Origin of the sequence: Arthrobacter tumbae (genome assembly GCF_016907495.1) — a bacterium.
In the GTDB taxonomy this organism is placed as follows: domain Bacteria; phylum Actinomycetota; class Actinomycetes; order Actinomycetales; family Micrococcaceae; genus Arthrobacter_D; species Arthrobacter_D tumbae.
Genome location: NZ_JAFBCC010000001.1, coordinates 25,570 through 48,975 on the forward strand (window position 1 = coordinate 25,570; position 23,406 = coordinate 48,975).

21 protein-coding genes and 1 riboswitch are annotated in these 23,406 nt (G+C 65.1%); of the genes, 9 read left to right on the forward strand and 12 right to left on the reverse strand.

Features of this window, described 5'->3' with window-relative positions:
• Positions 1–77: 77 nt before the first annotated feature.
• The gene (locus tag JOD47_RS00150; RefSeq protein WP_204530853.1) at positions 78–416 is read right to left on the reverse strand and encodes a P-II family nitrogen regulator; all 339 of its coding nucleotides are present in this window, start codon (positions 414–416) and stop codon (positions 78–80) included.
• Positions 413–1,720 (reverse strand): ammonium transporter, encoded by a 1,308-nt coding sequence (locus JOD47_RS00155; RefSeq protein WP_204530859.1) that lies wholly within the window; start codon positions 1,718–1,720, stop codon positions 413–415. The genes JOD47_RS00150 and JOD47_RS00155 overlap by 4 nt, the downstream gene beginning before the upstream one ends.
• A 272-nt stretch (positions 1,721–1,992) precedes the next feature.
• Between JOD47_RS00155 and JOD47_RS00160 the strand changes: the two genes are divergently transcribed.
• Positions 1,993–3,738, forward strand: a complete 1,746-nt coding sequence (locus JOD47_RS00160; RefSeq protein WP_204530870.1) for a RodZ family helix-turn-helix domain-containing protein — start codon at positions 1,993–1,995, stop codon at positions 3,736–3,738.
• A 71-nt stretch (positions 3,739–3,809) separates the two neighbouring features.
• On the opposite strand, the gene ftsY is transcribed toward JOD47_RS00160, so the two are convergent.
• Positions 3,810–5,015 carry a signal recognition particle-docking protein FtsY gene (ftsY, locus tag JOD47_RS00165; RefSeq protein WP_204530872.1) on the reverse strand — a complete coding sequence of 402 codons (1,206 nt, stop codon included), beginning with the start codon at positions 5,013–5,015 and terminating at the stop codon, positions 3,810–3,812.
• A gap of 66 nt (positions 5,016–5,081) precedes the next feature.
• Between ftsY and JOD47_RS00170 the strand changes: the two genes are divergently transcribed.
• A complete protein-coding gene (locus tag JOD47_RS00170; protein WP_204530874.1) occupies positions 5,082–6,344 on the forward strand; it encodes an MFS transporter in 1,263 nt (420 codons plus the stop codon).
• Here the strand turns inward: JOD47_RS00170 and smc are convergent.
• Positions 6,319–9,891: a chromosome segregation protein SMC gene (smc, locus tag JOD47_RS00175; protein ID WP_204530876.1), complete on the reverse strand. Its 3,573-nt coding sequence runs from the start codon at positions 9,889–9,891 to the stop codon at positions 6,319–6,321. The two genes, JOD47_RS00170 and smc, sit on opposite strands and share 26 nt — an antisense overlap.
• A gap of 282 nt (positions 9,892–10,173) precedes the next feature.
• Between smc and JOD47_RS00180 the strand changes: the two genes are divergently transcribed.
• Genes JOD47_RS00180 through JOD47_RS00190 form a run of 3 tightly spaced genes read left to right on the forward strand, consistent with a single transcriptional unit; the run spans position 10,174 to position 14,773 of the window.
• A complete protein-coding gene (locus JOD47_RS00180) occupies positions 10,174–11,196 on the forward strand; it encodes a 3-oxoacyl-ACP synthase III (protein WP_204530878.1) in 1,023 nt (340 codons plus the stop codon).
• Positions 11,190–13,787: an alpha/beta fold hydrolase gene (locus tag JOD47_RS00185; protein WP_204530880.1), complete on the forward strand. Its 2,598-nt coding sequence runs from the start codon at positions 11,190–11,192 to the stop codon at positions 13,785–13,787. The genes JOD47_RS00180 and JOD47_RS00185 overlap by 7 nt, the downstream gene beginning before the upstream one ends.
• The gene (locus JOD47_RS00190; protein WP_204530882.1) at positions 13,784–14,773 is read left to right on the forward strand and encodes an NAD-dependent epimerase/dehydratase family protein; all 990 of its coding nucleotides are present in this window, start codon (positions 13,784–13,786) and stop codon (positions 14,771–14,773) included. Before JOD47_RS00185 ends, JOD47_RS00190 begins: the two co-directional genes overlap by 4 nt.
• A gap of 151 nt (positions 14,774–14,924) precedes the next feature.
• On the opposite strand, the gene JOD47_RS00195 is transcribed toward JOD47_RS00190, so the two are convergent.
• The 6 genes from JOD47_RS00195 to JOD47_RS00220 all read right to left on the reverse strand — a co-directional run bounded on the left by JOD47_RS00195 (position 14,925) and on the right by JOD47_RS00220 (position 19,054).
• Positions 14,925–15,839, reverse strand: coding sequence for a C40 family peptidase (locus JOD47_RS00195; RefSeq protein WP_204530884.1), 915 nt, complete (start codon positions 15,837–15,839; stop codon positions 14,925–14,927).
• Positions 15,840–15,843: 4 nt separating this feature from the next.
• A riboswitch (cyclic di-AMP (ydaO/yuaA leader) is annotated at positions 15,844–16,023 on the reverse strand.
• A gap of 112 nt (positions 16,024–16,135) precedes the next feature.
• On the reverse strand, positions 16,136–16,417 hold the full coding sequence (locus JOD47_RS00200) for a YtxH domain-containing protein (protein WP_204530886.1): 282 nt from the start codon (positions 16,415–16,417) through the stop codon (positions 16,136–16,138).
• Between the two features lie 84 nt (positions 16,418–16,501).
• Positions 16,502–17,512: a bifunctional DNA-formamidopyrimidine glycosylase/DNA-(apurinic or apyrimidinic site) lyase gene (gene mutM / locus JOD47_RS00205; RefSeq protein ID WP_204530888.1), complete on the reverse strand. Its 1,011-nt coding sequence runs from the start codon at positions 17,510–17,512 to the stop codon at positions 16,502–16,504.
• 13 nt (positions 17,513–17,525) lie between these two features.
• Entirely contained in the window at positions 17,526–18,257 is a 732-nt protein-coding gene (rnc, locus tag JOD47_RS00210) for a ribonuclease III (RefSeq protein ID WP_204530890.1), read from the reverse strand.
• A 57-nt stretch (positions 18,258–18,314) separates the two neighbouring features.
• A complete protein-coding gene (gene rpmF, locus JOD47_RS00215; RefSeq protein ID WP_056548281.1) occupies positions 18,315–18,518 on the reverse strand; it encodes a 50S ribosomal protein L32 in 204 nt (67 codons plus the stop codon).
• A gap of 2 nt (positions 18,519–18,520) precedes the next feature.
• Positions 18,521–19,054: a YceD family protein gene (locus JOD47_RS00220; protein ID WP_372432771.1), complete on the reverse strand. Its 534-nt coding sequence runs from the start codon at positions 19,052–19,054 to the stop codon at positions 18,521–18,523.
• 172 nt (positions 19,055–19,226) lie between these two features.
• Between JOD47_RS00220 and JOD47_RS00225 the strand changes: the two genes are divergently transcribed.
• From JOD47_RS00225 to JOD47_RS00240, 4 genes are all read left to right on the forward strand, one after another.
• Positions 19,227–19,796 (forward strand): YdcF family protein, encoded by a 570-nt coding sequence (locus JOD47_RS00225; protein ID WP_204530893.1) that lies wholly within the window; start codon positions 19,227–19,229, stop codon positions 19,794–19,796.
• 132 nt (positions 19,797–19,928) lie between these two features.
• Positions 19,929–20,696, forward strand: a complete 768-nt coding sequence (gene modA, locus JOD47_RS00230; RefSeq protein ID WP_307836153.1) for a molybdate ABC transporter substrate-binding protein — start codon at positions 19,929–19,931, stop codon at positions 20,694–20,696.
• A gap of 17 nt (positions 20,697–20,713) precedes the next feature.
• On the forward strand, positions 20,714–21,484 hold the full coding sequence (locus JOD47_RS00235; protein WP_204536272.1) for an ABC transporter permease: 771 nt from the start codon (positions 20,714–20,716) through the stop codon (positions 21,482–21,484).
• A complete protein-coding gene (locus JOD47_RS00240) occupies positions 21,481–22,521 on the forward strand; it encodes a sulfate/molybdate ABC transporter ATP-binding protein (RefSeq protein ID WP_204530895.1) in 1,041 nt (346 codons plus the stop codon). The genes JOD47_RS00235 and JOD47_RS00240 overlap by 4 nt, the downstream gene beginning before the upstream one ends.
• Before the next feature lie 4 nt (positions 22,522–22,525).
• Here JOD47_RS00240 and JOD47_RS00245 read toward each other — a convergent pair whose 3' ends face one another.
• Together JOD47_RS00245 and coaD are read right to left on the reverse strand one after the other, a co-directional pair.
• Positions 22,526–22,837: a hypothetical protein gene (locus JOD47_RS00245; protein WP_204530896.1), complete on the reverse strand. Its 312-nt coding sequence runs from the start codon at positions 22,835–22,837 to the stop codon at positions 22,526–22,528.
• A gap of 57 nt (positions 22,838–22,894) precedes the next feature.
• Positions 22,895–23,371 carry a pantetheine-phosphate adenylyltransferase gene (gene coaD, locus JOD47_RS00250; protein WP_204530897.1) on the reverse strand — a complete coding sequence of 159 codons (477 nt, stop codon included), beginning with the start codon at positions 23,369–23,371 and terminating at the stop codon, positions 22,895–22,897.
• Positions 23,372–23,406 lie beyond the last annotated feature (35 nt).

The following is a 23,406-nucleotide window of genomic DNA, read 5'->3' on the forward strand; positions in this document are numbered from 1 at the left end:
CAACAGGGAGCGGGAAACAACGGAGAAGGACAGGCCACGCGGAACATCCCGTGACCTGTCCTTCGAGGACCGGTGCGTCAGAGCGCCGCTTCCCCGCGCTCGCCCGTACGGACGCGGACGGCATCATCCACCGGGAGGACCCAGACCTTCCCGTCACCAGCCCGGCCCGTGTTTGCCGTGGAAACAAGCACGTCCACGATGTCCGTGACCGAGGCGTCCGACACGAGCACCTCTACGCGGGCTTTCTGGAGGAGATCGACGGTGTATTCCGCTCCACGGTAGACCTCGGTGTGCCCGCGCTGGCGGCCGTAGCCGCTTGCCTGGCTGACCGTGAGACCTTGAACGCCGTAGTTCTCCAGAGCTTCCCTCACGCTGTCCAGCTTGTCGGGACGAACGATGGCTGTAACCAGTTTCATGAATTCACCTTCTGCTGGCCGGGATCGGCGACGGGAACCTGGGACGTTGCGTGGAACGGGTGGAACTGTCCTCCAACGCCGAGCCCTCCGAATTCGTAGGCAGTTTCCGCGTGTTCAGAAAGGTCAACCCCGGATACTTCGTTGTCAGGAGTAACGCGGAACCCGATGGTTTTGTGGATCGCCAGACCGATCAGGGCGGTCATCACCGCGGACAGCGTTACGGCTACGAGGACAGAGACGATTTGGGCGACAAGCTGACCGCTTCCACCGCCGTAGAACAATCCGCCGCCCTCGCCGTCAACAGGCAGAGCGATGAACCCGATCGCGATGGTCCCCAGGGTGCCTGCCACCAGGTGCACTGCCACCACATCGAGTGAGTCATCAAAGCCGAGCCTGTACTTCAGGCCGACAGCCAGCGCACACACGGCACCGGAGACCATGCCCAGTCCGACCGCTCCGATGGGGCTCACGCTTGCACAGGCGGGCGTGATGGCGACGAGGCCGGCAACAATGCCCGAGGCTGCTCCGAGGGAGGTGGGCCGGCCGTCGCGGAAACGCTCGAGGACGAGCCAGCCGACCATCGCCGCTGCGGGCGCTGCCATGGTGTTGACCCAGATCAGCCCTGCTTCTTCCGCGGTACTTGCGGCACCGCCGTTGAAACCGAACCAGCCGAACCACAGCAGGGCGGCGCCAAGCATGACCAGCGGGACATTGTGCGGCCGGTGTGCAGGGTCCTTGCCGAAGCCCTGCCGCTTGCCGAGAATGATGGCGAGTACAAGGGCCGCAACCCCTGCGCTGATGTGGACGACGGTGCCGCCTGCGAAGTCGATGGCCTCACCAACGGCGCTGCCGATGGCGCCTTCGGCGCTGAGCAGTCCACCGCCCCAGACCATGAAGGCCAGCGGGCAGTAGACGGCTGTGACCCAGATGGGCACGAAGAGCGACCAGGCGCCGAACTTGGCGCGGTCTGCGATTGCGCCGCTGATCAGGGCGACGGTGATGATCGCGAAGGTAACACCATAGCCTGCGCCGATCATGTCTTCTGTTCCGATGAGTCCCTCAAGCCCGAACGAGGCAAACGGATTCCCGAAGAGTTGGGCAACGCCGTCACCCCCGGTCATCGAGTAACCCCACAGCACCCAGACGATGCCCACCAGTCCGACGGCGATGAAGCTCATCATCATCATGTTCAGTGCTGCTTTGGCGCGGGTCATGCCGCCATAGAAAAATGCCAGTCCGGGGGTCATGAGCAATACCAGGGCGGCGGAAACCATGACCCAGACGTGACCTGCTGTCAGATCCATCGTTACGTCCTCTCGCGAGTGGCGGGCACTTCCCGCTGCAGAGAAGTCTCGCAAGGACGTGTTTCAGCACCTTGGGAATTGTGTTGCCGGGAGGTTACGCCGGACGCACTGACGTAAAGAGTGCGTATCCCCGGTGTTTCCGCCGTGTTTCACGGCGACCAGCGTCTGGCTTGCCACCTTCCGCAGCTGATTGCGGGTGACGGTTGCTCTGTCCAGTGCAGAAAAGCGGTTAAACTGGATCAGCGCTGGATCTCAGCCGGATATGGAGAAGCATGGCCCACCCGCCCCAAGAATCTAACGACCCGTCACCCCGAGCCGAACAGGAAGCGGTCCCACGCGGTCGCCGGCGCCTCAGTCCCCGAGTTCTCGCAGGCAGTTCCGCGGCACTGGTTTTGCTGGTCGCGGCCGGCTTCGCCGGAGTTTCTGTGCTGGCCAATGATGACCAGGCCAACCAGACCACCGACATTTCAACGCCTCCGCCGGTCGTGGAAGCGACGCCGCCGCCAGCGATCACCAGTGAGCCCTCACCTTCTTCAACTCCAACCGATCCGCTTCCTCCTCCGCCCGCTGTGTTCTACCAGCAAGCGGGGCCACCTCCCGGGTCTCCTCTGGAAGCTGTCGAGCCGATGTCCATCGAAGTCAGTAGCAAGCAGACGGGCACCGTGCTACCTACCGGTCTTGTCGGCATTTCCCTGGAGGCGACTGACCTCGCGAATCCTCAACTATCGGGAGACAATGCCGAAATCGTAGCGAGTCTGACCGGATTGGGTAAACCAATGCTCCGCTTCGGCGGAAACGCGGTGGATCGTCGATTTTTCTGGACCTCGACCGGTGAGCCGACTCCGTCAAATCTGAGCGGCGATAAGGCGCACCCTGTTCGTGCGGTGGGTCCGGCTGATCTCGAACGGGTCAACACCCTTCTTGAGTCCACCGATGCAACCGTAAGCCTAACCGTTGACCTTGCTCATTTTGATCCTGCACGGGCCGCAGATATGGCGAAGCACGCAACCACGATTTTCGGCGATCGGTTGGTCGGTATTACAGCCGGCAATGAACCGAATGGATATCCAAGCACCGGGCTTCGTGCGGACGACTGGGGCGTGGATGAATATATCGGCGAACTGAAGCAGTATGCAGACGCCATGTATGCCGTTGCTCCGGACGTGCCCATTGTTGGTCCGGGCACCTACTCCGAGTCCTGGTGGGAGCCGTTCGCGCAGGCCGACCTGCCGCAGGAGAAAATCCTTTCCTTCCATCATTACCCGCTTTCGCAATGTGACGGGGCGGAGGACCCACTTGGAGAACCGATCATGGAAAACCTGATGGCTGCTCCGATCCACGATCGTGCGCAGGACTACCGGTTACAGGCGATGGCGCCCGCCAATGCAGCCGGCCTGAACACCTGGATTCCTGAGACGGGCATCTCCGCTTGTCCGGGGTCGAACGAGACCACCGAGACCCATGCTTCGGCGTTGTGGACCGTGGACTATGCCCTCAGCGCGGCAAAGCTCGGGATCCCGAGGTTGAGCTTTCATAGCTCACTCATCACCTGCCAGGGAGGACCGCCCATGTCCTCCATCTGCACCGGCGGCGCATACCTGCAGCCTGACGGCACCTTCTACGAACGAGCCAACTGGTACGGCCAATCACTCGTCGCCGAAATGGCCGAGGGCTGGTTCCTTGAATCCTCGCAGAGCGGTGGCGGGCTCGCGTACAGCTACGCCGTTCAACACGACGACGGCAGCGTGAGCGTCATCCTGGTCAACGAGAACAATCCGGAGACCGCCGCTCAATCCGATGTCACCATCAGCCTGCCGGACGGCGCACGCACTGGAGTCATGTCGCAGATGCACGGGCCGTCCTATGGAGCACAGAATGAGACCCTGATCGATGGACGGGCAGCTCCACCGATCCCTGCAGCCGAACGCGCCTCGATTCCCGGCTTTGTCCCGGGGACCACGGAAGTCTCGCTCCCGGTTACGGCGGGAACGGCCACTGTCTTTACGTTCACCTTCTGACGCCGCATCGGCCAGACGGCAAAATCGCGCCGGAGAGGATCTCTCCGGCGCGATTCAGTTCACAATCGGGGTCAGTTCAGGAGCGCGTCGACGAATTCTTCGGCTTCGAACGGCGCAAGGTCGTCAGCGCCCTCGCCGAGACCGATCAGCTTCACCGGTACCCCGAGCGAACGCTGGATGGCCACCACAATGCCGCCCTTGGCGGTACCGTCCAGTTTGGTCAGGACAATTCCCGTGATGTTGACGACCTCCGCGAACACCTTGGCCTGGTTCAACCCGTTCTGGCCGGTGGTCGCGTCAAGGACCAGGAGCACCTCGTCAACCGAGCCCTGCTTCTCGATGACGCGCTTGACTTTGCCGAGTTCATCCATCAAGCCAACCTTGTTCTGCAGGCGGCCGGCGGTATCAATCATGACGACGTCTACCTCACCTTCGATTCCAGCCTTGACGGCCTCAAAGGCGACGGAAGCGGGGTCTGCGCCGTCGACGTCTGATTTCACCGTGGGCACCCCGACCCGCTGTCCCCAGGTTGCCAGCTGTTCAGCAGCGGCTGCGCGGAAGGTGTCTGCTGCACCGAGCAGCACATCCTTGTCCTCCGCCACGAGCACGCGGGCGAGCTTGCCGACCGTGGTGGTCTTGCCCACCCCGTTCACCCCGACCACCATCACGATGGCGGGACGGTCTGCGTGGCGATCGGTGGCAAGCGACCGGTCCATGGTGGGGTCAACAAGCTTGATCAGCTCCTCCCGGAGCATGCCCTTGACCTCTTCCGGACTGCGGCTGCCCGCGATCTTCACCCGTTCGCGAAGCGCATCGACAAGTTCGGTGGTCGGTTCAGTCCCGAGGTCCGCCAGGAGCAGCGTCTCCTCAATCTCATCCCACACGTCCTCATCGATGCGGTCCCTGGACAGCAGCGCCAAGAGCCCCTTGCCGAGCGCGTTGTTGGATTTGGCCAGCCTCGCGCGCAACCTGGCCAGCCGGCCCTGCACAGGGTCCGGGGTCTCGACCGGTATGGTCTCGACGCCGGTCCGGGTGTCTTCGAGATCCCTCAGGTCATCAGGAACGACGACGTCGGGGCCGGTATCGAGGTCAGTTGGCCTCTCCAGGGTGTCGGTTCCGACGCCGCGTGAGGCGATACCGTCGTCGTCGTCCGCGTCCCGCGTGGTGGTGTAGGTGCCGGGAGGCGTGCGGCGCGAACGCACCAGCAGGGCCGCAAGCGAACCCAAAACGGCCAAGGCCACGACTATGTAAATAACTATCGGGAGGATCTCATTCACGCTTCCAAGCTTCTCACACGGCGGCCGGTCAGTCGGGGCGCGCAAAAACTGGGAGAATCATGAATCGTGGTTGCTTTCAGAAACTTTTCCCGGCGCACGAAACCAGGCGCTGCCGCTGAAGAACGCCCTCGCCTGCCGCGCGAAATCAAGGTACTCATTGCCGCGGCCTTCGTCATCGCGATCGGCTTCGGGCTGGTTGCGCCGGTGCTCCCCCAGTTCGCGCAGAGCTTCGGTGTGGGGGCGACAGCCGCTGCCGTGATCGTCAGCGCCTTCGCGTTCACCCGGCTGGTGTTTGCGCCCGCCGGCGGCAAATTGGTCGAACGGCTCGGTGAGCGGCCGGTCTACGTGGCCGGTCTGTTGATTGTCGCGCTGTCGACGGCGGCAACCGCGTTCGCCGCCGACTACGGGCAGCTGCTGATTTTCCGCGGCCTTGGCGGTATCGGCTCGACCATGTTCACGATCTCGGCGATGGGCCTCATTGTCCGGATTGCTCCGGCGGGGATGCGCGGACGGGTGACGGGCGCTTATGCCTCGGCGTTCCTTCTCGGAAGTATCGCCGGCCCATTCCTGGGCGGACTACTGGCCGGGTTCGGCCTTCGGGTCCCGTTCCTGGTCTACGCGGGCGCACTGTTGATTGCGGCCGCCGTCGTCTTCTTCCAGCTCAAGGACTCCACTCTGGGCAGCCGCAAGGCAGCTGCCGCCCAGCCGGTCCTCACCGTTCGGGAAGCTGTCCGGGATTCGGCGTACCGGGCCGCACTGGTATCCGGCTTCGCCAACGGCTGGGCATCATTCGGCGTCAGGATGGCGCTCGTGCCGCTGTTTGCAGCGGCAGTTCTCGGGGCGGGCCCTGAAGTGGCCGGGATTTCGCTGGCCTTCTTCGCCGGGGGTACCGCGCTGGCACTCACCGTCTCCGGCAGGCTTGCCGATTCGCTGGGAAGGAAGCCGCTGGTGCTCACCGGCCTCGCAGTGAACGGTGCGGCGATGGCGTGCCTCGGCCTGACCACTGACGTGGCCACGTTCCTGGCCGTCTCGGTGGTCGCAGGCATCGGGGCCGGCATCCTGAACCCGGCACAGCAGGCAGCTGTTGCCGACGTCATCGGCAATGACAGGAGCGGCGGCAAGGTACTGGCCGCTTTTCAGATGAGCACCGACACCGGGGCCATCTTCGGGCCGATCCTGGCCGGACTGCTCGTGGATGCCTTCTCCTACGGCTGGGCTTTCGGGCTGACCGGCGTGACCGCCCTGGCTGCTTTCCTGATGTGGACGGCGGCACGCGAAACGCTGGTCGACGCGGACCGGTCCGTCAGGCGTCCACCAGCCGCTGGCTGATCACCGTGGACACGCCGTCGCCCCGCATCGTCACGCCGTAAAGCGCGTCCGCCACCTCCATGGTGCGTTTCTGGTGGGTGATCACGATGAGCTGGCTGGACTCCCGCAGCTCCTCGAAGATGGTGATGAGCCGGCCAAGGTTGGTGTCATCGAGTGCCGCCTCCACCTCGTCCATCACGTAGAACGGGGAGGGGCGCGCCTTGAAGATCGCCACCAGGAGCGCGACGGCGGTGAGTGACCGTTCGCCGCCGGAGAGCAGCGAGAGCCGCTTGATTTTTTTGCCTGCCGGCCGCGCCTCGACCTCGATGCCGGTGGTGAGCATGTCGTTCGGGTCGGTCAGTACCAGCCGGCCCTCGCCGCCGGGGAAGAGGCGCCCGAAGACCCGCTCGAACTGCTCCGCCGTATCGCGGTAGGCGGCAGTGAACACCTGCTCCACGCGCTCGTCGACCTCGCGGATGATGTCCAGCAGATCCTTGCGGGTCGCTTTGAGGTCCTCGAGCTGGGTGCTGAGGAACTGGTGGCGCTCCTCGAGCGCCGCGAACTCCTCAAGGGCCAGCGGATTCACCTTGCCGAGCGCCGAGAGGTTTCGCTCGGCCCGCTTGAGGCGCTTCTCCTGCTCCCCGCGGACAAACGGCACGCCTTCGCGGACGGGATTGCCGTCGTCGTCCACGGCCACGTGCAGTTCCGCCCACTTGTCGTCTGGTTGTGCGGCGGACGGAACGGGCTGGTCCGGTCCGAATTCGGCGACCAGGTGGTCTGCGGTGAGCCCCAGCTCGTCAATCGCCCGATTCTGAAGTGCCTCGATCCTCAGCCGCTGCTGGGCGCGCGCCAGTTCATCCCGGTGCACGGAGTCGGTTAATTCGGCCAGCTCTGCCATCAGCGACTCGTTCCGGGTGCGGACCCCGGCGAGCTCGGCTTCCCACGCGGTCCGGACCTCGTCGGCAGCGTCACGGGCGCGGCCGGCACGGTTGACTGAGACATCGAGGAAGGCCAGCGCCTGGTGCACGGCCTTCCCTACGGCAGCTGCCTTGGCGCTCTGGAGCCGGCGGACCCTTGCCCGCTCCGCTGCCTGTTCCCGTGCTGCCCGCTCCGTCTGCGCCGCATGCTCCAGGGACGCTGCCCGGCTTGCGGTTGCCCGCAGTTGCTCCTCCGAGCTCCGCAGCGCGAGCCGTGCCTCCATTTCCGCCTGGCGGGCGTGCGTGGCGGCCAGCGCGAGCATGTCCCGGCTCTGGGTGTCGGGTTCGGCGTCGGCCGGAGCTTCCTGTGCCTGCGCGAGCCGTTGTGTGATCTCCTCAAGGCGGCCCTGTTCCGCGGCAAGGTTCTCCTCGGCCGCTTCCGCCAGGCGCGTCAACCGCTCGGTCTCCCCCGAGGCGGAGCGCAGGGCGGATCCGAGCTGGCCCAGCTTCTCGGCGACTGCAGCGAGCCGGGCATCCGATTCGTGCAGCCTTTCCAGTGCAGCGTCCGCCCTCTCCTGTGCCTCCTGCCGCTGCGCGGTGGCTGCCGAGATCCCGAAGCGGGCGCGCTCGTTCCGTTCGGTGGCGATGCGAAGGGCTTCAATTGCCTCATCGAGAGCTGCCTGGACCTCGAGGGTGCCGGGCGCCGCGGCCGTGCCTCCCCGCACCGACACCGCCGTGTAGACGTCCCCCTCACGGGTCACTGCAGTCAGCGAGGGGTGCCGCTGCACCAGATCCGCGGCGTCCGCAAGTGAATCAACGACGACGACGGCAGCCAGCAGGGCGCGGACGGCACCCTCCACCCCTCCGCGGGCGGTGACGAGCGACGCGGCAGCATGGGCGCCGTCAGGCAGTGCTGCAGGACCTGTCGAGTCACCGGCAGCGACTGCGACAAGCAGCTCTACGCGACCGGCGTCGTCGTCCTTCATGCGTCGGAGGGCAGCGCCGGCGGCAACCAGTGAATCGACTGCGATCCCCTCGGAGAGCGAACCGAGCGCGGCCGCTATCGCGGTCTCATAGCCCGGCTCCACGGTCAGGAGGCCCGCAACCGGCCCGAGGACTCCGTCCAGGCCGGCGTCCAGCAGGGTCTCCGACCCGTCCTTGCGCTCCAGGCCGAGGCGCAGCGCTTCGATTCGTGCCTGCAGCGCGTCGCGTTCCCGTTCGGCAGTCCTTTCCTCCGCCTTGAGGTCCTCCAACTTCTCCAACACGGCGCCCAGGGCGGCGCCGGCATCCTCGTAATCGGCATCGAGGCCCTCTTCACCTTCCTCCGCGCCCGCAACCTGGGATTCGAGGGCGGTGAACTCACCCTGCGCACGACGGCGGCGTTCGGCCACCTCGACAACGGACTCCCGGAGCCTTCCCAGCTCCGCCTCCGCGGCCTCAACCCGGGACCGCGCTGCGCCGACCTGACCGGACAGCTTCGCGAGCCCTTCACGCCGGTCCGCAGCAGCCCGAAGGAGGGACGCGAGACGCTGCTCCTCGGCGGCGGCCGCGTCCTCCGCTTCGGCGCGCTGCTCGAGCGCGTCATCTAGCATGTTGGAACGCTCGGCAATATGCTCGCGCAGCTCAGCCTCTTCAGCACGGACAAGTGCGGCCTGCCGGTCCAGCTCATCGGGATCGCGCCCGCCCTCCCCTGCCGTGTCCACCGATCCCAACAGTCGACGCCGCTCCTCGGCGAGAGCGCCCAGGGACCGAAAGCGTTCGCGGGCGGATGAGAGGCGGTACCAGGCGTCACGCGCCGCATTCAGCCGCGGGGTCGCCTCCGCGGCGAGGCGCTCGAGTTCAGCTTGCCGGGACCGCCCCGCCTCGAGGAGGGCTTCGACCTCGGCCCGCCGCTGCTTCAGTGCGGTTTCGTCAGCGATTTCCTGCTCGAAAGAGGAGGTGAGCTGCACCAGATCGTCGGCCAGCAGCCGTGCACGCGCATCGCGGGCCTCGAACTGCACCTGCTGGGCGCGGCGGGCGATATCGGCCTGCTTGCCGAGCGGAGTCAGCTGCCGTCGGAGCTCGCCGGTGAGGTCATTGAGCCGGGTGAGGTTGGCCTGCATGGCCTCCAGCTTGCGGACCGTCTTTTCCTTGCGCCGGCGGTGCTTCAGGATCCCGGCTGCCTCCTCGATGAACCCCCGCCGGTCTTCAGGGGTTGCGTGCAGGACACGGTCCAGCTGGCCCTGACCGACGATGACGTGCATCTCCCTCCCGAGCCCGGAATCGGAGAGCAACTCCTGGATGTCGAGGAGCCGGCAATTGCTTCCGTTGATCGCGTACTCGGAGCCGCCGGCACGGAAGAGCGTGCGGGAGATTGTCACTTCCGAGTACTCGATCGGAAGCGCCCCGTCGGCATTGTCAATGGTCAACGACACCTGGGCGCGGCCCAGCGGTGGCCGGCCGGAGGTGCCCGCGAAGATGACGTCTTCCATTTTTCCGCCGCGCAGCGTTTTGGCGCCCTGCTCACCCATGACCCAGGCCAGGGCGTCCACGACGTTCGACTTACCGGATCCGTTGGGACCGACGACGGCGGTGACTCCGGGTTCAAAGTCGAAGGTCGTCGCAGAGGCAAAAGACTTGAAGCCTCGAACGGTCAGACTTTTCAGGTGCACGGGTCTCGGGTCTCCAAAAGGGAATCGTTACCCCACAATCTACTGCGTTCACCGCCGCTTCCACGGCATTTCCCCGAGCCGCTCCGCCCGGCGGTCCCCCGTGTCAACGTGCCGTTATCTGCCGGAGGAACTAGGCTTTCCTCAGGAACGTTAGTAACCGAAGTATGCTTATCATTTTCGGATTGGCATCCACTGCCGGCAAAGCGCTATCGGTTCCGGTGCAGCGAACAGCGGACCAGCGGACCACCCGCAAAGGGAATAGACGGACACGAGGCAGGAAATTTGACCGGTAATTTCAACTTCCGACATCACAACACCGCGCTCCTCGGCGTGGAAAGTGTTGAGGCACCGGTCATTGTCACGTCAGCAGAATTCGATCGCATCCTCGCTCCGGCGCTCAAACGGCTTCGGCTCTCCAAAGGCCTCCTGCAGCGCGTTGCCGGTATCACCGAGCGGCGTTGGTGGGCACCCGGAACAGGCTTCGAAGACGGCGCTATTGAAGCGGGCGCCAAAGCCCTCGCATCGACAGGCATCGAGGCCTCCCAGATCGGCCTGCTGATCAACACCTCGGTATCCCGCACCAATCTCGAGCCATCCGTCGCTGTGAAGATTCACAACGGTCTGGGGCTGCCGTCCTCCGCCATGAATTTTGACGTCGCCAACGCGTGCCTGGGTTTCGTCAACGGGATGACCCTGGCGGCGAACATGATCGAGGCCGGCCAGATCCAGTACGCCATGGTGGTCAACGGAGAAGATGCCCAGGCCACCCAGGAGGCCACCCTCCGGCGGTTGAATGAACCAGCGGCCACACGGGAAAGTTTCATGCAGGAGTTCGCAACGCTGACCCTCGGTTCCGGCGCGGCTGCCGCAATCCTGGGCCCGGCGGATCTGCACCCCGGATCCCACCGCGTCCTCGGCGGAGTAGCGCGCGCCGGCACTGAGCATCATGAACTGTGCGTCGGCGGTATCGACGGCATGTACACGGACGCGCAGGGGCTGCTCGACGGCGGCCTGGAGCTTGTGGTCGACGCGTGGACAGAGGCTCAACAGGACTGGAACTGGTCGAATATGGACCGCTACGTGACCCACCAGGTGAGTACCACCCATACCAAGGCGATCATCGAGGCCGTCAATCTCCATCCGGCCAGGGTCCCCCAGACGTTCCCCCTCTGGGGCAACGTCGGGCCGGCGTCGCTGCCCATGACTCTTGCCGCGGAAGCCCAGACGCTGACCACCGGCGACCGCGTGCTGTGCATGGGTGTCGGCTCCGGCCTCAACACCGCGATGCTGGAGATTGAGTGGTAGAACTTCCCGGCGTCGACCCATCGTGGTCGGCCTACCTCGACGTGCCATCGACCGCCGATATTGATCCGGCCGGAACGGTCAACCGGTGGCACTACCTGGACAATCTGCCCTCTCTTACCGGCGATATCCGGGGCACGCTGCTGTGCGTCCACGGCAATCCCACCTGGTCCTATCTGTGGCGCACCCTGCTGGCGGCGGGCGCCGAGCATGGTTGGCGGGTGATCGCCGTTGATCAGCTCGAGATGGGCTATTCCGAGCGGACCGGCCGCAAACGCCGCCTCGCCGACCGGGTACGCGACCTCAAGGATTTCGTCTCCGCGGTAGGACTCACTGGACCGCTCGTGACGGTCGGACACGACTGGGGCGGCGTCGTCAGCCTCGGTTTCGCCGACCGCAACCGCACGAACCTCACCGCTGTGGTCCTGACCAACACGGCGATCCACCAGGACCCGGGCTCCCCCATTCCTGCACCGCTGCGCCTCGCGCTGAGTAGCGCTGTGCACCGGGTGGGAACGTCCACAACAACCGCCTTCCTCGACACAACGCTTGCACTGGCCCGCCCGCGCCTCACCCGCGATGTACGGGCCGCTTACCGCTTGCCCTACCGGACAGCCGCCCGGCGCCGTGGCATCGAGCAGTTCGTCGCTGACATCCCCGTCGGTCCCGGACATCCAAGCCACGCCGAGCTGACCCGGATTGCCGGCTCCATCCGCACTCTCGACGTACCCGTGTTTCTGCTGTGGGGGCCGGCGGATCCGATCTTCTCGGACACCTATCTCGATGACCTCGCTCAACGCCTTCCGCACGCTGACATACACCGCTTCGAGGGCGCAAGCCATCTGGTCGCTGAAGACCGTGACATCGCCTCGCCAATCTTCGATTGGCTTGATCTGCGCACCACGAACGACGACGACGGCGGTGCCGCCCGCATCTCCGCCGTAACCTTCACACCGCTCTGGCAGCAGATCTTGGAACGAAGCAGCGGTCCGGCCGCGGACACGCTGGCGGTGGCAGACATGGGAAGCGACGGCGCCGTGGCCGATTCACTATCCTGGCAGGAACTGGACGACAGGGTCGGTCGCCTCGCCGCCGGCCTCAACCGGATCGGAGTCAGGTCGGGCAGCAGGGTCAGCCTGATGGTTCCACCGGGTATCGAGCTGACCACACTGATCTACGCCTGCCTGAGATTGGGCGCTGTCATTGTGGTCGCCGACGCCGGGCTGGGGGTCAAGGGGCTCAGCCGCGCCGTTCGCGGCACCGTGCCGGACTTCCTCATCGGCATCGAGCGCGCACTCGTCGCCGGCAGGCTGTTCGGGTGGCCGGGTATCCGCATCAGCGCCGGAGCAGCGCCGCGGGCTCGCCTCCTCGGTGTGCGTCACCGCCTCGAGGACCTTGTCGCTGGGCACTCGAGCCACCAGGGCGACGATCCCGCACCCGATTCCGACGCGGCGATCCTCTTCACCTCCGGCTCCACAGGACCGGCGAAGGGCGTCGTGTACACACACCGCCAGCTGTCGGCGATGCGGGACACCCTCTCGACCACCCTCAACCTTGCACCGGGCAGTGCGCTCGTCGCGGGTTTCGCTCCCTTCGCACTCCTCGGCCCCGCCCTGGGCGCGGCCTCGGTCACGCCGGACATGGACGTCACCGCTCCGAAGACGCTGACGACCCGCGCGCTGGCCGATGCAGCCGCAGCCATTGACGCCACCACCGTATTCGCCTCCCCTGCTGCCCTGCGCAACGTCCTGGCGACCACCCCTGGCATCACGTCCCGAGGCAAGGAGGCGTTGCAAAGAATACGGGTCCTGCTTTCGGCAGGAGCTCCCATTCCCGTGAATCTTCTGGAACAGCTGCAGCCCCTGGTACCCAACGCCTCACTGCACACGCCGTACGGGATGACAGAGGCGCTCCCTGTGACGGATACACAGCTTGAGGACATCCGTGGGGCTGTTGGCGGGACGGTAGCGGGAGCCGGAAACGGCGTCTGTGTGGGAAAAGCAGTGCCTGGCGCGGAGATCCGCATCAGCGCGCTCGACACTACAGGCGCGGCCACCGGTGACCCCTCGGACTCAGCGCGCAACACCGGCGAGATACTCGTCCGCGCGCCGCATATCAAGGACCGTTATTTCCGGTTGTGGGCAACGGAACGGGCATCGTCTCGCACTGCGGGCTGGCATCGCACCGGCGACGTCGGGCATCTCGACGCGGACGGACGGCTTTGGGTGGAGGGCCGGCTCGCACACGTCATCACCTCCGCAGAAGGCGTCCTGACACCCGTGGGCCCCGAGCAGGCAATCGAATCCCTGGAGGAGATTCGTCAGGCGGCCGTGGTCGGCGTGGGTCCCACGGGCACGCAGGCAGTTGTCGCCGTCGTCGTCGCTGTTGAGGGTGCCGATCGCGCGGGCCTGGCCCCAGGCCCTTTGTCGGACATGGTTCGGGACGCGGTCCGGCCCAGCGGAGTCCGTCTCGCTGCAGTGCTCACCCTTCCGGCGCTTCCGACCGATATCCGGCATAACGCAAAAATCGACCGCACCGCCGTGGCCGCGTGGGCGGGAGATGTTCTCCAGGGCCGTGGGAGGAAGCGGCCATGAAGGTCCTCGTTACCGGCGCCAGCGGAATGCTCGGCGGTGCGGTAGCCTCCCTGCTTCTTCGCGATGGCTTCGAGGTCAGGACGTTCCAGCGCCGTGCCTCCGGCGTACGGGGCGCCGAGGACCTGGCAGGTGATCTCACCGACCGTTCTGCCCTGGCGCGGGCTGTCGCGGGGGTCGACGCCGTCATCCACCTTGCGGCAAAGGTCTCCGTTTCCGGCAAACCCGATGATTTCCACCGGATCAATGTGCTCGGTACAGCTGACCTGCTGGCTGCGTCCCGGTCAGCAGGAGTTCAGAAATTCGTCTACGTTTCCTCGCCGTCGGTCGCCCACACCGGTCGGTCGCTGGTGGGCGCCAGCGCAGGGCCGGCTGAACCGGAGCATGCCCGGGGGTCCTATGCCCGCACCAAGGCGCAGGCGGAAATCCTTGCTCTGGAGGCGGACGACGAGCAGATGCCGGTCGCGGTCCTCCGACCGCATATCGTCTGGGGCCCTGGCGACACCCAGCTGGTGGAGCGTGTACTCGTCCGTGCCCGTGCCGGCAGGCTGCCGCTGCTCGACGGCGGTACCGCGCTCATCGACACAACCTACGTGGACAATGCGGCGTCGGCTATCGCTGCCGCGCTTGACCGTATGGAGTACATCTCCGGAACACCGCTGGTCATCACGAACGGAGAACCGCGGCCGATCGGTGAGCTTCTCACCCGCATCTGCCTGGCCGGGGGCGCCCAGGCACCGCGGCGATCGCTCCCCGGATGGCTGGGCAGGACGGCCGGCAGCGTCGTCGAAAGAGCGTGGCGTGCTTCCAACGCCGGCGGCGAGCCTCCCATGACCCGATTCCTCGCGGAGCAGTTGTCCACGGCCCACTGGTTCGACCAGCGGCGGACGAGGTCCCTGCTGGGCTGGACGCCGGAGGTAAGCCTGGACGAGGGTTTTGCTCGACTCGCGGCACACTATGGCGGTTCAACGCCACGCGTCAGGCACTGACGCTCGTATAGCTGACGGGTTTGCGGTCGGGCCTTCCGCTCGGCGGCCCTACCACCGGTCGCCTCGGCGCCACCGGTCGCCTCGGCGCCTTAAATGCCGCTGGGAAGGACCCCAAGAGGTCCTCCCCAGCGACGAGAGACTAACGCGAGAGCTAAGCGCGCACGAAGTATGCGCCCGGCAGGTCGCTCAGCGGGTGCTGCATGGTCAGGTTCTGACCGTTCATTCCGCTGCTGATGACCTGACCGTTACCGGCGTAGACGGCTACGTGCCCGCCGGTGATGACGATGTCACCCGGTGCGGGTGAGCTGACCCGCGTGCCGTAGGCAGCGAACTGGCCCGGGCCGAGGTCGCCCGTACCAAGCGCCTTCTCGAGGAGCACGGTGCAGTCCTGGATAGCACCGGCCGCGAGCTGCGCCCGAGCCGAGGCAAGGATGCTTGCGCCGGTGGCGCTGCCCGAGCTGTCAGCAACAGTGAAGCTGGAGGAGGCCGTGGTGATGCCCATGGTGCTGGTCTCAGCCGGTGCCGGAGCAACAGCAGCTGCCTGGACCTGCGGTGCAGGCGCGGCTGCGGGTGCAGCTACCTGGATCTGCTGTACCGGGGCGGGTGCCGGAGCTGCGGCAGGAGCCGGAGCGGCAGCAGCGCTACCGGACAGGCTGATGGCCTGGCCCGGGTAGATGACCGAATCCCAGCCGAGGCCGTTGGCAGCGAAGACAGCGTCCAGGCTGACGCCGTAGTTCGCTGCGATCGAGCCGAGGGTGTCCCCGGACTGCACGGTGTGGGTCGGAGCGTCTACTGCCGGAGCCACCGGAGCCGGAGCAACGGGGGCTGCCGGCGCTACGGGAGCGGCTGCAGCCTGAACGCTGGCCTCAACTGCAGGTGCGGGGGTGTAAGTGGTGGTGCCTGCGCTTGCCGGAAGAGCGGCTCCGAACATGATTCCGGAAGCTGCTACAACAACGGCTGCGGGGCGTCCAACGGTGCCGGCGTGCGAGCTGACTGCCTTGGAAACGACCTGTATGGTGCTGGGCGGAGTTGCACGGTGGCGTGCGATATGACGGTTTTTGGACACGGAAATAGCCTCTCCCAATGCCCACGGAGTTAGCTGTCGGATTCGGATGGGAGCCACCCGGACTACCGGCTATGGGCCGGTACGTCTTCACCCCTAGGACTTCTGAAGAAGCCCGCTATCTGGTTCCCCCGCTCCTGCCGCAGTGTGTAGCGAACGGACCTTCCAGCGGCGGCAGGATTAGGCAATCCACCAGAAGAGAACCGGGCTTTTGAGCCCGGCGTGTCCATAACGTTACATTCTTTCCGCTCGGATGTCACATTTAGATCACGAGAAGTGCCTGTTCACCCCACCGGGATTCAGATCTTGTACTCCTCCGGCGAGCCCTTTGAAGAGTCCTGGTCGCCGTTGCGGTGCATCGCCGACTGCGCCTTCTTCAAGGCCTGCTCAGCCTGCGCCTGAACCTCCGGAGCCTTTGTCTTCACCGTCTCCGACGCCTGGGAAACCTTGTCCTGGACCTTCGGATTATTCCAGAGCTCGTTCGCCTTGACCTTGATCTGCTCATAGCTTGCACGGCCAGCCCGCGCGCCCAGAACGTAACCTGCCGCCATGCCTGCCGTAAAAACCAACTTGTTCTTCATCGCAATACTCCTGAGGTGTCGGGGACTGGGATCCTGAGCTATCGAATCTAGTCAGCGTACTTACTTTTGTCACGTCGGAGACGACTACCAGCGCCCGTTGCGTGGTCGGGGCTGACATCGGGGGCAGGTGAAGGAAGACCGGCTCATGAAGGTGTCGCGTCTGATCAGGGAATCCAGCCCATTCCCCGAACAGCGCCGGCAAGCCTCCCGTTCCCGACCGTAGGCATTGAGTGCCCGTTCAAAGTAGCCGGACGCGCCGTTCACGTTCACGTAGAGGGAATCGAAGCTGGTGCCGCCTGCCTCAAGCGCCCGGGTCATGACCTCCCGACACGACTTGATCAGTCGCGAGGCTTCTGCGCGGCGAAGAGTGTCAGTGGGTCGGGCATAGTGCAGCTTCGCCGCCCACAACGACTCATCGGCATAGATGTTGCCCACACCTGACACCAGCGTCTGGTCGAGCAAGGCACGCTTCAACCCCGTGCGGCGGGCACGCAGTTTTCCATAGAAATCCTCGAACGAGAAAGCCGGGTCAAGCGGGTCCCGTGCGATGTGCGCCGCTTCAACCGGTACCAGCGGAACAGGGTTCTCCCCCAACCCGCCGGGAAGGCCGTCAGCTGTCGCCACCATACTCGTGACAAAAAGCCCGCCGAAGATTCGCTGGTCCACGAAGCGAAGTTCCTCCGGCACCTGATGCGGTCCGGCGGCTGGAGACAGGCGAAGGCGAACCTTCAGATGCTTCTCGTCCGGCTGCGTACGGCCTTCGACCAGCAACTGGCCGCTCATTCCGAGATGCGCCATGAGCGCTACCGGCCGCCTGCCGTCCGCGACATCTTCCGGTGACGGAGACTCCGCCGATGGCGCAAGCCGGGATCCGCCGTCGTGATCGGTGTGTGTGAGTGGCAGCCAGAGGAACTTGCCCCGCCGCACGGCGTCGCTCACACGGGCTCCGATGAGGTTACCGACGAAGTCTTCGGTGCCGAGGACATGGCGGCGGATGGATCGCGGATCAAGGACATCGACCGCCTCAATTCGGCGCCCGCGAACCCAGCGCACGAGGCCCCGGCGGACGACCTCCACCTCGGGAAGCTCAGGCATCAGACTTCGGAAATCACGAGGATTGGCGCAACTGCGCGTCAACCTGCGCGAGAGGCAGGTCGTTCCCTTCGGCCTGAAGGAGCTTCCACGAGGCAGAGGCAGCCTCCTGCTCGGCTTCCTTCTTGGAGCGCCCGGAACCCGAGCCGTAGGTCGCTCCGCCGATCACCAGGACGGCCTCGAACCGGCGGTCATGGTCAGGCCCGAAGCCCGTTATCCTGTAGTCGATTACACCCATGCGCTGCGCCGCGGCGATTTCCTGGATGCTGGTCTTCCAGTCCGTTCCGGCGCCAAGAGCAGCAGCATCCCGGAGCACCGGACCGATGATGCGCATGACGAGGCACCGTGCGGTCTCCATGCCGTTGCTGAGATAGGTAGCGCCGATGATGGCTTCCATGGTGTCAGCGAGGATTGAGGACTTGTCCCAGCCCTTGGTGAGCTTTTCGCCCTGCCCCAGAAGGATGTGCTGTCCAAGGTCGAGACCGCGGGCAACCTTCGCGAGGGCGCGCGTACTCACCACGGCTGAACGCCGCTTTGCCAGTTCGCCCTCTGAAAGATCCGGGTTGTCCCGATAGAGGGCGTCCGTGACCGACAGACCAAGGACGGAGTCGCCAAGGAATTCGAGGCGCTCATTGGTAGGGATGCCGCCCTGTTCATACGCGTATGAGCGATGCGTCAGGGCAAGACGAAGCGTCCCGGCGTCAATAGTGACACCGAGACGCTTCAAAAGGTCTTCTGAACTCTCCACGCGGGCGACGCTTTCGCGATCGAATCCTGAGGCACCGCGAACCGGTGCCTTTGGCATTTAGACGTCAGCTACCTTGCGGCCCTTGTATTCAAGGAACAGTTCGGTGCCGGCGGAATCGGTGACAACCTTGGCCTGGTGGGCAAGGCTATAAGTGACGCGACCGTTCTCCACCGTCTTCACCAGCTTGGGAGCAACAGCCTTCCACTGGGACCGGCGTGCACGCGTATTCGAGCGGGACATTTTCCGCTTGGGAACAGCCACGGCTAACTCTCTTCTCTCTTGTCTGACTCTGTCTTAACTTCTGGTTCCGCTGCCTCAGGGCCGGCGGCCGCACCGGCCAACCCTGTCAGAGCAGCCCAGCGGGGGTCGAGGACCTCGTGCCGGTGTCCGGGGTCATCTTCCAGGCGTGCGCCACATTCAGCGCACAAGCCCTGGCAGTCCTCCCGGCATACCGGCTGGAACGGCAGCGATGTCACTACTGCGTCCCGCAGCACCGGCTCAAGATTGACTGTGTCATTCTCGACCTGACGCTGCACGTCCTCCTCTTCATCCTCCGCCATCTCAGGGGCGTCGTAGTAGAAGAGTTCCTGCACATCGACACTGCTGCCGTAGCTGAGCGGGTCAAGGCATCTACCGCATTCGCCGGATACTTCGACGTCAACGGTTCCCGATACCAGGATCCCCTCGTGTACAGCCTCGAACCTCAGGTCCAACTCCATCTCGGAGCCTTCCTGAACGCCGATGAGCGCCACACCAAAATCTTTCGGTGCGGGCACATGTTCCTCGACTGTCCGCATACTCCCCGGGCTGCGCCCGAGATCCCTGACGCTGAAGACCAGAGGCGAACTGAGATCGCTTTTGATGAAAACTCCTGTAGAACATGTGACCGACGAACCATCCTAGCGCGAAACAAAGCCCGGCCCCAAACCGGGAACAACTCCGCCGGCCAAGCCCAGTACGCTTGAGCACGTGGGAGTTCAGGTATCGGGGAAGAAGGGCGTGCGGCGAGGGTGGATCATCGCAGCGGGAGCCGTCCTTGCCCTGTGGATGTTGTCTTCATACGCTTTGTTTTTCAATCCGCCGCTTGCCGGGCTGGAGCGGGCTGATGCGGTAGTGGTGCTCGGCGGCGCAAGCTCAGAACGCCTGCCGGTGGGTCTCGAACTGGTCTCCGACGGCTGGGCGCCGGTGCTTGTCCTCTCGCATACAGACACGCCAGGAAACGTCGAAGCAGACCGACTATGTCACCGACAGTCCGAACACCTCATGTGCTTCCGACCCGATCCAAGGACCACCCGGGGCGAAGCTCGCGCTATCGCGCGGCTGGCCGATGACAATGGATGGGACACGCTGCTGGTCGTGACCTCGCGCTACCACGCAGTGCGCTCTCATCAACACATCGATCAATGCTCCACCGCGCGTGTCATCATGGCCGCTTCCGATCCCGAGTTGGGAGCGTTTGGGTGGTTATCCCGCTTCGCTGAGGAAAGCGCGGCCCTCCTCGGTGGTGCTGTTCGGCCCGTCTGCGCAAACGAAATCTGACCAGATTCCCGTTGAGTGCTGTCTCTTGTTCCAAGATATGCTCGCCACCGTGACTCAAATACGTGTGAAGGGCGCCACGCGGCTCCCCGCCGTTGAATCCACCGTCGAACGACGTTCCTCCGGTGGTCCCCGGTGAGGGGCAGCCTGCGCCGCATGGTGAGCGCCGTCGTCGTCGTACTTGCCCTCACCTCATGCGGAAGCACGGATCCGGCTGCGGATGGTGTTCTCCACGTCTACGCTGCCGCTTCCCTCCGGGCACCCTTCGAGGAAATCGCCGGCGAATTCGAAGCCGTTCACCCCGGGGTGAGCGTGCAACTGAACCTTGCGGGGTCATCAGATCTGGCAGCGCAGATCATCGCCGGAGCGCCCGCCGAGGTCTTCGCTTCGGCGGATACCGCCACCATGGAGCAGGTTGCTGCCGAGGGGCTGCTGGCCTCGGCCTCCACAACGTTCGCCAGCAATATCCTGACCATCGCGGTGACAGCGGGAAACCCGCTTGGTATCGAATCGCTTGAATCTCTGACAGACCCGGATATCTCGACTGTCCTGTGCGCCCCCCAGGTGCCGTGCGGAGCCGCGGCCGAGACGGTACAGGAAGTCAGCGGCGTCCGGCTTGAGCCGGTGAGCGAGGAGGGCTCAGTCACCGATGTCCTTGGCAAGGTCTCCACCGGACAGGCCGATGCAGGACTTGTCTACGTCACCGATGTGGACGCCGCCGACGGAGCTGTCGACGGCGTCCCGTTCGATGCCGCTGCCCAGGCCGTGAATACCTATCCCATTGCCGGAACCGGAACGGGCGGGGACCCTGCCCCTCTCTCCGAGGACTTCATTGACCTCGTTCTTGGCCCGCTTGGCCAGGACGTACTGTCCGCCCACGGCTTCGGAAAACCCGACCAGTGACCGGGGTCTACTCCGGAATGCCGCGCTGGCTTCTCGCGGTCGCGGCGGCAGGAGCCCTGTTCCTCGTTGTGCCGCTCGCCGCAATCGTCCTTCGTGTCGACTGGCCCCGGTTCACAGAGCTCGTGACCTCCGATTCCTCACGCGCTGCGCTGCTTCTGAGCCTGCAGACGTCAGGAACCAGTACGGCACTGTGCGTCCTTTTCGGGGTTCCCATGGCCTTCGCACTCGCGCGCACCCGGTTCAGGGGCCAGCGCGTCCTCCGGGCGCTTGTGCTCCTGCCGTTGGTGCTGCCGCCGGTGGTCGGCGGTATCGCGCTGCTCTACACGTTTGGAAGGCAGGGCCTGCTTGGCGGGTCCCTGCAGGTGATCGGCGTGGATATCGCCTTCTCGACCGCCGCCGTCGTACTGGCGCAGACTTTCGTTGCGCTACCGTTCCTCGTGCTCAGCCTCGAGGGCGCCCTGCGCACTGCAGGCACACGGTATGAAGCCGTCGCTGCGACGCTGGGAGCAGGTCCCACCACGGTGCTGCGGCGGGTAAGCCTCCCCCTCGTGGGGCCGGGCATAGTCTCCGGTGCCGTGCTGTCCTTCGCCCGCGCCCTCGGTGAATTCGGAGCGACGCTGACCTTCGCCGGCAGTCTGCAGGGCGTCACCCGGACACTGCCGCTCGAAATTTATCTGCAGCGGGAGACGGACCCGGACGCTGCGGTGGCGCTGTCGCTTGTACTCGTCGCGGTTGCCGTGCTGGTAGTCGCCCTGGCACACCGGATCCACGAGGGCAGTACACCGTGAGCCTCGACTGCAGCGCGCGGATCGCAGCGCGGAATTTCGACGTCCGGCTCTCCCTCGCCGCCGGAGAGACGGTAGCGCTCATGGGACCCAACGGCGCCGGGAAGTCCACCCTGCTCGGCGTGTTGGCAGGGCTTCTTCGCCCCGAGCATGGCTCGGCGACACTGGATGGACAAACCCTGTACGACGACGACGGCGGGTGGCTGGCGCCGCATGCCCGCGGTATCGCTTTGCTGGCCCAGGATGCACTGCTTTTTCCGCACCTGTCGGTGCTGGACAACGTTGCCTTCGGGCCCCGGTGCGCCGGCGTTCCGCGCGGCGCCGCCCGGGAGGCAGCCAACCGTTGGCTTCACGAGGTCGATGCCGCGGACCTTGCACATCGCCGGCCGGCGAGCCTTTCCGGCGGACAGGCGCAGCGGGTGGCGGTTGCACGGGCGTTGGCAGCCGAGCCTGCACTTCTGCTGCTGGACGAGCCATTGGCTGCCCTGGACATCTCCGTGGCGCCGATGCTGCGCAGGACACTCCGTCGGGTGCTTGAAGGACGCAGCGCGATCATCGTCACCCATGACATCGTCGATGCTTTGCTGCTCGCCGACCGGGTAGTGATTGTCGACGACGGACGGATCGTTGAGGACGGACCAACCCGGTTGGTCCTCGAGCGGCCGCGAAGCAGCTTCGCGGCAGGGCTCGCCGGTGTGAACCTGATGACCGGAACGACTGTGCCGGATGGCCTCATGGCATCCGGGGGCACGCACCTGGCGGCCTTGCAGGATGGGGATCTCCCGGCGGGTGAACAGGCGGCTGCGATTTTCAGCCCGCGCGCCGTCGCAGTCCACAGAGTCCGGCCCACGGGCAGTCCGCGGAACGTGCTGACCGTGACCATCACCGACCTTGAGCAGCACGGCGGCCGCACCACTGTCCGGGCCGATCATCTGAGTGCGGAGATCACCACGGCGTCAGCGGCGGAGCTCGACCTGCTGCCGGGGGCTGAAGTTTACTTCAGCGTGAAGTCCGCCGAAGTGGAGATCTATCTGCGCTGATTCCTCAGCGGCTATCGGCGTTGCGCTCCACAGAAGTTTCGGCAGAACCAGAATCCTCCGGCGTACCGGCGTCGTTGTTCAAGGACACCGGCCCGGTGTCCCCGGTGAGAACTTCCGACAGGAGGTCCCTGTCATCAAGTTCCTCGTTGATCTCTTCCTGACGGTGTTCAGTCTCCGGATCGGGCGTGCCTTCCTGGACGTATTCGACCTCAACCTGGCGATGAACCTTGCTGTTGAGGACTTCAACCTGATTGTCCTCCAGCTGGTTCAGGTCCTCGGGAAATGGGTCCTCCGGCTTGATCCGACTCTTACCCACTGTGTCCCCTTCGTCCGACGGCAATAGGAGTCCTGATTGTACTGAACCGACCGCCCGTCAGTGAGCATCTTCGTTCAACCGCTTGAGCACGGCCTTGGGAACGAAGGGCGAAATGTCACCACCGAGGCTTGCGACCTCCTTCAGAAGCGTCGATGACAGGTGCGAGTAGCTCGCCTCCGCCGGAATAAACACGGTTTCGACTCCAGCCAGCTGGCGGTTCATCGCGGCCATCGGCAACTCATACTCGAAGTCGGCGCTGGACCGCACACCCTTGACGATCAGGTTTGCACCCTGCTTCCGGCAGAACTCCGCCAGGAGGCCGTCGCCCATGGGCAGCACTGAAACCCCGCGGAGGTAAGTGAGGGTTTCGCCGGCGATTTCCAGCCGGTCTTCGAGCCCAAAGCGGTACTTCTTGGCGTAGTTGGTGGAGACCGCGACGATCACTTCATCGAAGAGGCTGGCGGCACGGGCAATGATCTCGAGATGCCCATTGTGGATGGGGTCAAAAGATCCAGGGCAGACGGCTCGACGCATACAACGAATCTACCGCGTAAGCGGCCGGGCGTGGC